Source organism: Pyxidicoccus xibeiensis (genome assembly GCF_024198175.1).
Classification (GTDB): domain Bacteria; phylum Myxococcota; class Myxococcia; order Myxococcales; family Myxococcaceae; genus Myxococcus; species Myxococcus xibeiensis.
On the sequence record NZ_JAJVKV010000023.1, the window covers coordinates 114427 to 126845 of the forward strand.

The 12419-nt window shown below is 70.4% G+C and carries 10 protein-coding genes; all 10 read left to right on the forward strand.

The genetic code is table 11. From position 1 onward, the window contains the following. Positions 1–3: 3 nt before the first annotated feature. The 10 genes from tssA (at position 4) to LXT23_RS46755 (ending at position 12066) form a co-directional block, all read left to right on the forward strand. Entirely contained in the window at positions 4–1749 is a 1746-nt protein-coding gene (gene tssA, locus LXT23_RS46710) for a type VI secretion system protein TssA (protein ID WP_253987021.1), read from the forward strand. Between the two features lie 81 nt (positions 1750–1830). After that, positions 1831–2325, forward strand: a complete 495-nt coding sequence (gene tssB / locus LXT23_RS46715) for a type VI secretion system contractile sheath small subunit (RefSeq protein ID WP_253987022.1) — start codon at positions 1831–1833, stop codon at positions 2323–2325. 25 nt (positions 2326–2350) lie between these two features. Further along, positions 2351–3838 (forward strand): type VI secretion system contractile sheath large subunit, encoded by a 1488-nt coding sequence (gene tssC, locus LXT23_RS46720; protein ID WP_253987023.1) that lies wholly within the window; start codon positions 2351–2353, stop codon positions 3836–3838. Between the two features lie 120 nt (positions 3839–3958). Beyond that, positions 3959–4450, forward strand: a complete 492-nt coding sequence (tssD, locus tag LXT23_RS46725) for a type VI secretion system tube protein TssD (protein ID WP_253987024.1) — start codon at positions 3959–3961, stop codon at positions 4448–4450. An 80-nt stretch (positions 4451–4530) separates the two neighbouring features. Beyond that, entirely contained in the window at positions 4531–4926 is a 396-nt protein-coding gene (tssE, locus tag LXT23_RS46730; protein ID WP_253987025.1) for a type VI secretion system baseplate subunit TssE, read from the forward strand. Between the two features lie 27 nt (positions 4927–4953). After that, positions 4954–6705 carry a type VI secretion system baseplate subunit TssF gene (gene tssF, locus LXT23_RS46735; RefSeq protein WP_253987026.1) on the forward strand — a complete coding sequence of 584 codons (1752 nt, stop codon included), beginning with the start codon at positions 4954–4956 and terminating at the stop codon, positions 6703–6705. Continuing rightward, positions 6669–7712 (forward strand): type VI secretion system baseplate subunit TssG, encoded by a 1044-nt coding sequence (gene tssG, locus LXT23_RS46740; protein WP_253987027.1) that lies wholly within the window; start codon positions 6669–6671, stop codon positions 7710–7712. Before tssF ends, tssG begins: the two co-directional genes overlap by 37 nt. An 82-nt stretch (positions 7713–7794) precedes the next feature. Continuing rightward, positions 7795–10446: a type VI secretion system ATPase TssH gene (tssH, locus tag LXT23_RS46745; protein WP_253987035.1), complete on the forward strand. Its 2652-nt coding sequence runs from the start codon at positions 7795–7797 to the stop codon at positions 10444–10446. Between the two features lie 9 nt (positions 10447–10455). Next, positions 10456–11583 carry a hypothetical protein gene (locus LXT23_RS46750; RefSeq protein WP_253987028.1) on the forward strand — a complete coding sequence of 376 codons (1128 nt, stop codon included), beginning with the start codon at positions 10456–10458 and terminating at the stop codon, positions 11581–11583. A 147-nt stretch (positions 11584–11730) separates the two neighbouring features. Continuing rightward, positions 11731–12066 carry an HPF/RaiA family ribosome-associated protein gene (locus LXT23_RS46755; RefSeq protein WP_253987029.1) on the forward strand — a complete coding sequence of 112 codons (336 nt, stop codon included), beginning with the start codon at positions 11731–11733 and terminating at the stop codon, positions 12064–12066. Positions 12067–12419 lie beyond the last annotated feature (353 nt).

The following is a 12419-nucleotide window of genomic DNA, read 5'->3' on the forward strand; positions in this document are numbered from 1 at the left end:
CCTATGCCGCCCACCCTCGAAGAGCTTCGCGAGCGCGCCCGTCCCTGGGCCGAGCCCGTGCCCGGTGCCGCTCCCGCCGGCGTGCAGGCGAAGCACGAGCCGGCCTACGAGGCCGTGGCCACGGAGGTGGCCAAGCTCGAGTCCCCCGCCAGCAAGGCCGTGCGCTGGGACGCCGTCGTCGAGGGCGCCGGCGAGCTGCTCAAGGGCACCACCAAGGACCTGTGGCTCGCCTCGTACCTGGCCTACGGCATGTACGTCACCCAGGGCGTGGACGGCGCCGCCACCGGGGCCACCCTCCTCGCCGAGGTGACGGAGCGGTACTGGCCGGACCTCTTCCCGGAGCTGAAGCGGCTGCGCGGCCGGGCCAACGCCGTCGGCTGGTTCGTGGAGCGGCTGGGCCGCATCCTCCCCTCGGTGGACCAGGGCGCGGTGACGGCCGACTCCGTGGACGCGCTCGCCCTCGCGGTGAAGCGGCTGTCCCAGCTGTCCCGCGAGCGCTTCGCGGACTCCGCCCCCGCCTTCGGTCCGCTCCAGGACGCCATCGCCCGGCTGCGCGCGGGGCTTCCCGAGCCCGAGCCCGCGCCGGAGCCCCCGCCCCCGCCCCAGGCCGAGCCCGCGCCCCAGCAGGCCGAGCCCGCCCCCACGCAGCCTCCCGCGAGCGCCGCGCCCGCGGCCCCCGCGCCCGTGAAGGCCGCGCCCGCGGCGAAGGCCGCTCCGGCCGCCGCGCCCGTGGACGTGCCGCCCCTGCCGACGCTCCCCGCGACGCCGGACCTGTCCAACGCGGAGGCCGTCACCGACTTCCTGCGCACCGTGGGCACCGCGCTGCTGGGCGCGGCCGGAGCGCTGCGCCGGGTGAGTCCCGCCGACCCCCTGCCCTACCGGCTGCAGCGCCAGGGCCTGTGGCTGCACCTCACCCGCCCGCCCGCCGCGGGCGCCAATGGCCGCACCTCGCTGCAGCCGCTGCCGGAGCCGCTGCGCGGCAAGCTCCAGACGCTGGAGACGAACCAGCGCTGGGCCGACCTCTTGGACGAGTCCGAGTCCGCGCTGGGCCAGCACCGCTTCGCGCTGGGCCTGCACCGCTTCAGCGCCACCGCGCTGACGGGCCTGGGCGAGTCCCACGCCGCCGCCCACGCCACGCTGCTGCAGGAGCTGGGCATCCAGCTGCGGCGCATGCCCGGCGTGGAGGAGCTGCTCGCCACCAACGGCGCGCCCCTCACCGACGAGGCCACCCGCGCCTGGCTGCGCGCGGAGGTGCTCCCCGCGGGCGCCCCCGCGGCCTCCCCCACCGCCGGTGCTCCGGGCCACGCGCCCGTGGCGCTGTCGCTGCCGCCGCTGTCGCTCGCGGTGGAAGCGTCCAACTCCGGAAACGGACCTGCCCTGGAGGAGGAGGCGCGCGCGCTGCTGGCCTCGGGCCGCGTCGCCGACGCCGTCTCCCGGCTCCAGGCCGCCGTCGCCTCCGCCAGCACCGGCCGCTCGCGATTCCTCTCACGACTGGCTTTGGCGCGGCTGTGTGCCAATGCAGGACAGCTCCCGCTCGCGCGCGCCGTCTTTGACGTGCTCGACGAGGAAGTCACCACCCACGCGCTCGACACGTGGGAGCCGGCCCTCGCGGCGGCATGCCTCGAAGGCTGGTTGTCGACCCGCACCCCTGGGGAAAAGGAGGGGGGGCCGTTGGCAGTAAAAGTCCGAAACCGGTATCGTCGTCTAGCGCGGTTGGATTCTTCCGCCGCGTTGCGCGTCGGCGCCTGATGCAACCCTGTTGTACCGCGGCGAAGCTTTCCCCGATGCGACGCCCGCGCCCAAACGCAGCACTCAAGGAGAAAGCCGCAGATGAGCAAAGAGAGTTCCGTCGCCCCCACCGAGCGCGTCAACATCGTCTACAAGCCCGCCACCGGCAATGCCCAGGAGCAGGTGGAGCTGCCGCTGAAGGTCCTCATGATGGGGGACTTCACGGGCCAGGAAGACGCCCGCCCGCTGGAGCAGCGCGCGCCCATCAACGTCGACAAGACCAACTTCAACGAGGTCATGGCCCAGCAGAACCTCAAGGTCACCCTCACCGCGGCGGACAAGCTCTCCAGCGACCCGGCCGCGACCATGAATGTCACGCTCCAGTTCAAGAACCTGAATGACTTCTCCCCGGAGAGCGTCGTCAACCAGGTTCCCGAGCTGAAGAAGCTGCTGGAGCTGCGCAGTGCGCTCAACGCCCTCAAGGGGCCCCTGGGCAACCTGCCCGCCTTCCGCAAGAAGCTGCAGGGGCTGCTGGCCGACGAAGAGGGCCGCAAGGCGCTCATCAAGGAGCTGGGCCTCAAGGACGAGACCAAGTAGCCCTTTTCGGGGGAACTGAAACACCATGCCTAACGAGACCCAGACCCAGAAGCCCACCGGCGCCGCCACTGGCGCCGCCTCGCTGTCGCTGCTCGACGAGATTCTCTCCGAGGCCAAGCTCAAGCCCAAGGACGAGGGCTATGACGTCGCCAAGCGCGGCGTGCAGGCCTTCATCACGGAGATGCTGGCCCCCAACCGCTCCGAGGAGCGCGTGGACAAGGCCCTCGTCGACGCGATGATTGCGGAAATCGACAAGCGCCTGTCCTCCCAGGTCAACGAAATCCTCCACGCCTCCGAGTTCCAGAAGCTCGAGTCCTCGTGGCGCTCGCTGAAGTTCCTGGTGGACCGCGTGGACTTCCGCGAGAACACCCGCGTGGAGATGCTCAACGTCTCCAAGGCGGACCTCCAGAAGGACTTCGAGGACGCGCCGGAAGTCACCAAGAGCGGCCTGTACAAGCTCGTGTACTCCAACGAGTACGGCGTCTTCGGCGGCAAGCCCTACGGCATCATCTCCGCCAACTACGACTTCGACGTGGGCCCGCAGGACATGGAGCTCTTGCGCAAGTGCGCGTCCGTGGCCGCCATGGCGCACGCGCCCTTCATCGCCAACGCCGCGCCGGACGTCTTCGGCGAGCAGAGCTTCCTCAAGCTGCCGGACCTCAAGGACCTCAAGTCCCTGTTCGAGGGCCCGCAGTACGCCCGGTGGCACTCGTTCCGCGAGTCCGAGGACGCGCGCTACGTGGGCCTGGCGCTGCCGCGCTTCCTCTTGCGCCTGCCCTACGGTGAGAAGACCGTCCCCGTGAAGGCCTTCAACTTCACCGAGGACGTCGTCGGCAACCACGCCAGCTACCTGTGGGGCTACGCCTCCGTGGCCATGACGAGCCGCGTGGCGGACTCCTTCGCCAAGTTCCGCTGGAGCCCGAACATCATCGGTCCCCAGTCCGGCGGCGCGGTGGAGAACCTGCCCCTGCACCAGTACGAGGCCATGGGGGAGATCCAGACCAAGATTCCCACCGAGGTCATGCTCACCGAGCGCCGGGAGTACGAGCTCGCCGAGGAGGGCTTCATCGGCCTGGTGTTCCGCAAGGACTCCGACAACGCGGCGTTCTTCAGCGCCAACTCCACGCAGAAGCCCAAGTTCTTCGGCAACACGCCGGAGGGCAAGGCCGCGGAGACGAACTACCGTCTCGGTACGCAGCTGCCCTACATGTTCATCATGACCCGCCTGGCGCACTACATCAAGGTGCTGCAGCGCGAGCAGATTGGCAGCTGGAAGGAGAAGGCGGACCTCGAGCGCGAGCTCAACCACTGGCTCAGCCAGTACATCTCCGACATGGACGACCCGGCGCCCGCGGTGCGCTCGCGCCGTCCGCTGCGCGCCGCGCGCGTCGTCGTGGAAGACGTGGATGGTCAGCCCGGCTGGTATCGTTGCAGTCTGCAGGTGCGCCCGCACTTCAAGTACATGGGCGCTTCGTTCACCCTGTCCCTCGTGGGCAAGCTGGACAAGGAGTGAGCCCTCCTTCACGTTGCGTCGGACAAATCAGTTAGGTTGTAGGGGCTCCATCACACCCGGGCTTGGAAGTGAGCCCGGGTCCACCAGCGCGCACCGCGCGCAATGCGAAGAGGTCAGGTTATGGCCGAAGCAGTATCCCTGTTCCTGAAGGCGAACGGCACCGACATCAAGGGCGAGAGCACGCAGACGAGCCTGGGCCGCCAGGACTCCATCGAGTGCCTCTACTACGACCAGAAGGTCTTCACCGCGCGTGAGTCGGGCTCCGGCCTGGCGACGGGCCGCCGCCAGTACGAGGGCATCACCCTGCGCAAGCGCATCGACAAGGCCTCGCCGCTCCTGATGAAGGCGCTCTGCGAGAACCAGGTCATCGAGGCGACCTTCAAGTTCTTCCGCCCGAACCCCACGGGTGACGGCACCACCGAGCAGTTCTACTCGGTGTCCATCAAGAAGGCGCGCATCAACAGCATCAAGCAGGTCGTCCCGGACTCCTTCGTCCCGGCCAGCACCAACCTGCCTCCCTACGAGGAGATCACCCTGGTGTTCCACACCATCAACTGGACGATCAACGCCGGTGGTGTGACGCACGAGGACACCTGGGATACCCAGCGCTAGTCATTCGCTCCTCCCGCCGGCCGCCCGTGCAGACGTGTACACGGGCGGTCGGGGGTGGAGGGCGGGACTGAAGACACCCCATGGGCTCCCGAGGCTTGCTGTCGCGCATCGCCGAAGGCAACGGCACGCTCGCCCCACCCGGCGACGTGGTGGAGTCCATCGCCGAGCACCTGCGCAACCTGCTGAACACGCGCAGGGGTGAATCCGTGGCGGCTCCGGGCTACGGCATCCTGGACCTCAACGACATCGTCCATTCGTACGCGTCCGCCATTCCGAGGATGACGCAGTCCATCCGGACGGCCATCCAGGAGTACGAGCCGCGACTGAAGAACGTGGTGGTGCAGTACGCGGCGGACCCGGCGGACCCGACGGCCCTGCGCTTCGACATCAGCGCCCAGCTCGCCACGCGCAACCGGCGGGGCACGGTGCGCTTCCACACGCAGGTGCATCCGGGCGGACGAGTGGACCTGTGGTGAGCCACGGGTGAGTGAAAAAGGGCGAGGATGTTCAGCAAGTACTACCTGAGCGAGCTGTCGTACCTGCGGGAGATGGGGCGGGCCTTCGGCCTGGCCAACCCGTCCGTCGCGGGCCTGCTGGTGGAGCGCGGCGCGGACCCGGACGTGGAGCGGCTGCTGGAGGGCTTCGCCTTCCTGACGGCGCGCATCCGCGAGCGGGTGGACGACGACGTGCCGGAGCTGGTGCACGGCCTGACGGAGCTCTTGCTCCCCCACTACCTGCGCCCGCTGCCAGCCTCGACGATTGTGGAGTTCAGCCCGCACCTGCGCGCGCTGCGCGGCCGCTCGCGCGTGCCCGCGGGGGCGGAGGTGGCCTCGCAGCCCATCGACGGGACCTCCTGTGTCTTCCGCACCACCACGGACGTGGACCTGCTGCCCGTGCAGCTGACGGACGCGCTGCTGGACCGCGCGTCGATTACGTCCCCGGTGCTGCGGCTGTTCTTCCAGACGACGGAGCAGGGCCGCGCGGAGGTGTTCCGCCCGCAGGGGCTGCGCCTGTTCATCCACGGTGAGCTGTCCGCCGCGTCGGTGGTGCTGCTGTGGCTCTTGCGCTACTGCCGCCAGGTGCGCGTGCGCGGCGCGTCCTCGGAAGGCGAAGGCTACAAGCTGCCGGCCAACGCGCTGCACCCGGTGGGCTTCGACCGGGACTTCAAGCTGCTGCCCTGGCCGCGCGCCAGCGAGGGCTACCGCCAGTTGCAGGAGTACCTGACGCTGCCGGAGAAGTTCCTGTTCTTCGACGTGCGCGGGCTGGACGCCGCGGCGGGCGTGAAGGACGACAAGTTCGAGATTGCCTTCCACCTGGAGCGGCCGCCGCCCCTGGACGCGCGCATCCACCGGGAGATGTTCCGGCTGCACTGCGCGCCGGTGGTCAACCTCTTCAGCGTCCCGGCGGACCCCGTCCTCCACCAGACGCTGGACCGGGAGCACCTGCTGCGCGCGTCGGACCTGCCGGCCAACCACGCCGAGGTGTACTCGGTGGATGCGGTGACGGGCCTGCAGGCGGGCCGCAACGAGCGGCGCATGTACCGGCCCTTCTTCGAGTTCAGCCACACCGTCGGCGGCGCCGCGGAGCAGTCCTTCTACCGGCTGCGGCGCGCGCACTCGCCGCTGGACGAGGGCATCGACACGTACATCACCCTGGAGACGCCGCGGGACGTGGTGACGGTGCTGGGCGCCGAAGAGGCGCTCTCCATCGACCTGACGTGCACCAACCGCTCGCTGCCCTCGCGGCTCCAGGTGGGCGACCTGACGGCCTCCACCGCGGCCAGCCCCACGCAGGCGAAGTTCAAGAACATCTCCCCGGTGAGCCGGCCGGCGCGCGCGCCCCTGGGCTCGGAGCTGCACTGGCGGCTCCTGTCGCACCTGGCCATCAACCAGCACTCGCTGGCGGACGCGGCGGCGCTGCGGCGGCTGATGGACCTCTACAACTTCCACTCCCTCACGGACAACCTGGCCGCGCGCGCCAGCCGCCTGCGCATCAACGCCATCCGCACGGTGGAGACGAAGCCGGTGACGCGCTTCCTGGAGGGCGCGCCGCTGCGCGGCCACCGCACCCGCGTGGACCTGGACGAGGAGAACTTCATGGGCGTGGGTGACTCGTTCCTCTTCGGCTGCATCCTGGAAGAGCTGCTGGCGTCCCACGTCACCATCAACTCCTTCAACGAGCTGAGCATCCGGCTCCACCCCTCGCAGACGGAGTACACGTGGCTTCCGAGGAACGGCTCCCAGACGCTCTTGTAGAGACGGCCCGGAAGCTGGCCGAGGCGGCGCCGCGGGTGGGCTTCTTCCCGCTGGTGGCCTTCCTGGAGCGGCTGACGGCGCAGGCGGTGCGCGTGGGCGGGCCGGGGCCCGTCAACGAGGAGATGATCCGCTTCCGGCACGACCCGTCGCTGGGCTTCCCCGCCGGGGACGTGAACTCCGTCACCCTGCACAACGTCCCGGTGCGGGCGGAGGACCCGTACGCGCGCCGGCCGCTCTTCGAGGTGGTGACGAGCTTCCTGGGCCTCACCGGCTCGGTGAGCCCCCTGCCCCACTACCTCGCGGAGGAGGTGGCCCAGGAGGACCCGGACCAGCCGGTGCGGCGCGAGTTCCTGGACCTGTTCCACCACCGGCTGCTGTCGCTGCTGTACCGCATCGAGTCCAAGTACCGCGTCACCAGCGAGACGGACACGTCCTTCACGGACCAGTGGTCCAAGCGGCTGCTGGCGCTGGGCGGCTTCGACACGTACGAGAAGCCCCTGGACGGCGTGCTGCCGACCTGGCGCCTGCTGCGCATCGCCCCCCTGCTGGCCACGCGCTTTCGCACGGCGGAGCAGCTGGAGGTCGCCCTGCAGGACGTGCTGGGTGACGACCTGGAAGGGGCGCGGGTGTCGGTGCGCCAGTTCGTGGGCCGCTGGGTGGACATCGACGCGCGGGCGCAGCTGGGGAAGACCAACAACCTGCTGGGGCGCAACATGCTGCTGGGCGGCAAGGCCTTCGACAGGACGGGGAAGATTCAAATCCACATCAGCCCGCTGCCGCCGCTGGCCTACCGGCGGCTGATGCCGGACGGCAACCTGCTGCCGCTGGTGCGCGAGGTGGTGGCGCTCTTCGTGAAGGACCCGCTGGAGTACGACCTGGAGCTTGGGCTCACCGAGGGGGTGCAGCAGCAGTTCCGCCTGTCGCGCCAGGAGCCGAGCAAGCTCGGCCGGGACACCTGGCTCGGCTCCAGCCAGCAGACGCACCTGAGCGTCCCCGTGGCGAGATGAAATTCCGAGCGGGCGAGCGTGAGGGCCAGGGATTTACGGCGCTCAGGCCGCCCGGTATACCGTCGACCATCGCTGTCATTTTCTGGGGGCTCCCATTCGCGTCGATCCGAAAGCGCTCGTCCGTCGCCTGACGCCCACCTCTACCCGCCTGCTCGAGGCCGCGGTTGCCCGGGCGAGCGCGGGACGATTCTACGAAATCGTCCCCGAGCACCTGCTCGTGCAGATGCTGGAGGCCGAGGACTCGGACGTCGCGCGCATCCTGCAGCAGTTCGGCGTGGACCGCCCCCACCTGCTGGCCAGCATGGAGCGGGCGCTGCAGGGCCTGCGCGCCGGCAACGCCGGGCGGCCCGTCTTCTCCGAGACGCTGTTCCAGTGGTTCGAGGAGGCGTGGCTGCTGGCCTCCGTGGAGCAGGGCGCCACGCGCCTGCGCTCGGGCCTGCTGTTCGCCCAGTTCGTCACCCGGCGCTCGCGCTACACCGCGGAGCTGTTCCCGGAGCTGGACGCCATCAGCCGCGACGAGCTCATGTCCTCGCTGGACGTGGTGCTGCGCCCCTCTCCGGAGAACGTGGAGGTGACGTCGGCCGAGGCGGGCGCTTCCGCGGGCGGCATGCCCGGCGTCCCGGGCGGGCGCGGAGACGAGGCGCTCAAGCGCTTCGCCACGTCCTTCACGGGCCGGGTGCGCGAGGGGAAGATAGACCCCATCTTCGGCCGGCACCGTGAAATCCGGCAGATGGTGGACATCCTCTCCCGGCGCCGGAAGAACAACCCCATCCTGGTGGGCGAGCCGGGCGTGGGCAAGACGGCGCTCGTGGAGGGCATGGCCTGGGCCATCGTCCGCGGCGAGGTGCCGGACGCGCTGAAGAACGTGGAGCTGCTCGGGCTGGACCTGGGCCTGCTCCAGGCGGGCGCGGGCGTGCGCGGCGAGTTCGAGAACCGGCTCAAGGCCGTCATCGCCGAGGTGAAGGCGTCCCCGACGCCCATCATCCTGTTCATCGACGAGGCGCACACCATCATCGGCGCGGGCGGCTCGCAGGGCGGCACGGACGCGTCCAACCTGCTCAAGCCGGCGCTGGCGCGCGGCGAGCTGCGCACCATCGCCGCCACCACGTGGGCCGAGTACAAGAAGTACTTCGAGAAGGACGCCGCGCTGGAGCGCCGCTTCCAGCCGGTGAAGGTGGACGAGCCCAGCGTGGAGGACGCGGAGCTGATGCTGCGCGGCCTGCGGCCCACCTACGAGGCGGCCCACGGCGTCATCATCCGCGACGAGGCCGTCACCGCCGCCGTGCGCCTGTCCAGCCGGTACATCTCCGGCCGGCAGCTGCCGGACAAGGCGGTGGACCTGCTCGACACGGCGTCTGCCCGCGTGAAGATCGAGCTATCCACGCGCCCCGAGGAGCTGGTGGCGCTGGACCAGGAGATCGCCGCGCTGGAGCGCGAGCGCGACGCGCGCAAGCGCGACCTGGCCGAGGGCACCGGCGCCGAGGACGAGCAGGAGTCGCTCACGGCGGCAGAGGAGAAGCTGCGCGCCACGCAGGACGCGCGGGCCACCCTGCACGTGCGCTGGGAGAACGAGCGCGTGGCGGTGGCGGCGCTGATGGACGCGCGCAAGGCGCTGCGCGAGGCGAAGCCGGACGCGGACGCGGCGGCGCTCAAGGCGGCGGTGGACGAGGCCACGGCGAAGCTGGCCCAGACGCGCGGTGAGGTGCCGCTGGTGCACGCGGACGTGGACGCGGACATCGTCGCGCGGGTGGTGGCGGGCTGGACGGGCGTGCCGGTGGGGAAGATGCGCAGCGACCTGCTGGCCTCCGTGCTGAACCTGGAGGACAAGCTCCGCGGCCGCGTGCGCGGCCAGGAGTCGGCGCTGAAGAAGGTGGCCGAAATCATCCGCATCTCCCAGGCGGGCATCCGCAACCCGGACGCCCCCATTGGCGTCATGCTCTTCGTGGGCCCCAGCGGCGTGGGCAAGACGGAGACGGCGCTCGCGCTGGCGGACACGCTCTACGGCGGCGAGCGCTTCATGACGACGCTCAACATGAGCGAGTTCCAGGAGAAGCACACGGTGAGCCGGCTCATCGGCTCGCCCCCCGGCTACGTGGGCTACGGCGAGGGCGGCCTGCTGACGGAGGCGGTGCGCCAGCGGCCCTACTCGGTGGTGCTGCTGGACGAGTGCGAGAAGGCCGACCTGGAGGTGATGAACCTCTTCTACCAGGTCTTCGACAAGGGCTCGCTGACGGACGGCGAGGGCCGGCAGGTGGACTTCAAGAACACCGTGCTCATCCTCACCAGCAACCTGGGCTCGGACCAGGTGATGCGGATGTTCGAGGACCACTCCGCGCCCACCACGGAGCAGGTGGTGGCCGCCATCCGTCCGGCGCTCAGCAAGCACTTCAAGCCGGCGCTGCTGGCGCGCATGACGATTGTCCCCTTCGGCCCGGTGCAGCGCGACGTGATGCGCCAGATTGCCGAGATGAAGCTGGACAAGCTCGTGGGCCGGCTGCGCGCCGCGCACAACGTGGAGACGACGCTGGCGCCGGGCCTGCTGGACGAGCTGGCGCGCCGGTGCACCGAGTCCGAGATGGGAGCGCGCAACATGGAGCAGATTCTCCAGGGCTCGCTGATGCCCGTGCTCTCCCGCGAGCTGTTGCAGCACCTGGTGGGCGGCGCGGTGCCCCCGAAGCTGCATGTCGCCCTGACCGCGGAAGGCGACTGGGACCTCCAGTTCGCCCATGCCTGAGAGAACCCCATGAAGAACCGAACGCTCCAGGTCTCCGCCTTGGCGCTGTCCCTGCTGGCCGGCTGTGCCAGCGTCCCCAAGGCCGGGCTGTGCTCCGCCGAGGCGGGCCCCAACGCCCGCTCCTTCCCCACGCCGGACACGTGGTTCGCCCTGCTGCTGCACGGCTATGACAAGGACACCGGCGCCGCGCCCCGGCCCGCGGTGGACTGCACCGGCGCGCCCGTCTGGTCCCAGGACCCGGCGGCCGACGAGTGCGTGGAGGCCGGCCCGGACGCGCTGCCGCTGCCCCCTCCGGAGAAGCTGACGGAGGAGGACCTGGTGCTGGAGACGCTCCAGGCCGGCAGCCGCCTGGTGTGGGTGATTACGCGGCGCTTCACCAACGGCGAGGCCCTGGGCCCCGTCGCCCTGGTGGAGACGACCGAGCAGGGCTTCCGCGTGGAGGCGCTGGGCTCGCTGCGCGCCATGCCGAAGAACGCGAAGCTGCGCCTGGAGACGGTGAAGGGCACCAACGTCCTCGTGGCCGAGGGTGACGCGTGCACCCCGGGCGACGAGGAGGTGTGCCGCCGCCACGCGCGCATCATGCCGCTGCGCAACAACCGCTTCTTCACCGAGTCCGTGTCCGACAAGGCCCGCGCGTGCCTGGGCGCCGCCTGGTTCCCGCTGTCGCGCGAGCTGACCTTCGATTTGCCCAACGGGCTGCGCCGCAAGTTCGAGCTGACGTCCACCCTCACCTTCGCCGAGGAGGGCATCAGCGTGCAGGAGCAGGTGCAGGTGAGTGACTCGGACCCGCAGCAGCCGGACGTGGCGCCCCGCCTCTACCGCCGCGCGCAGGACGTGCGCACGCTGGAGCTGGCGGACAACGCGCTGGTGAGCGGCAAGCCGTCGCTCTGGTCCCGCATGGTGGAGCAGCAGGTGCGCATCGGCGCCCGGGCCCAGCCGGAGAAGCCCATCTACGCGCTGCCGGAGAAGAAGAAGCCGGCCGGCGCCGAGGCCGACACGGCCACCGCGGTGGCGGCTCCAGCGGACAAGACCAAGGACGCCGCCAAGGCCGCGTCCGACACGGCCAAGGCCGCCGTCGCGCCGGGCAAGACGTCCCAGAAGCCGGCCGCGGCCACCGCCGGCGGCACCGGCCTGTAGCCCACCCTCTCCTTCCTCGCCCTACCCCGCCCCCGTGAGGCTTCGGTTTTTCCGAAGCACCTCCGGGGGCTTTTCCTATTTGCGACGAAAGGCCCTCGTGGACAGAGAAGTAACAGGCCCAATGGGGGGCCAGAAGGAGAGTCCAGGATGCGCATCGAAATCCGAGCCCGTCACATCCCCCTCACCGAAGACCTGCGTACCCACTGCGAGCGCCGCGTGCAGTTCGCCCTGGGGCACCTGTCGGACCGCGTGAAGGAAGTGGTGCTGCGCTTGGAGGACACCAACGGCCCGCGGGGAGGCGTGGACAAGGTGAGCCGGCTGACGCTCCGCCTGGAGCACGGCCGGGAGCTGACGCTGGAGTCCACGGACGCGACGCTCGTCGCGGCGGTGGACCGGACGCTGGACCGCGCCGCCCACGCCATCAGCAAGGTGGTGGGACGCGCACAGCGGCGCCACGGACCGAGCGTCCGGCACGCCGCGTAGTCGCTGTAACGGGGACGGCCGCCCTGCGCGGGTGGCTGTCCCCTCGTCGCCGCTATTCGAGGACCCCCGCGGTCCCCGGACGACCGCCCTGCCTGAACGGCCGTCCCGCTGTTGACGCCCCGCCGGCCCACGGAGCCCCGGACCCGGTGCTTGTCCACATGGCAGAGCAGAGGACCCGGCTGGAGCCTCCCCACCGGCGGCGCACCGCCCCAACCTGTCCGACAAGCAGACCGTCGATTTATCGGCCTGGGGCAAGGGTGGAGCGAGTGGCACGCGTATCCCCGGCTGAGGAGCGCATGGGGATTCGGCGTAGAAGAAGCGGAGAGTGAACAGGTAGCGGATGAGGAGTCCGC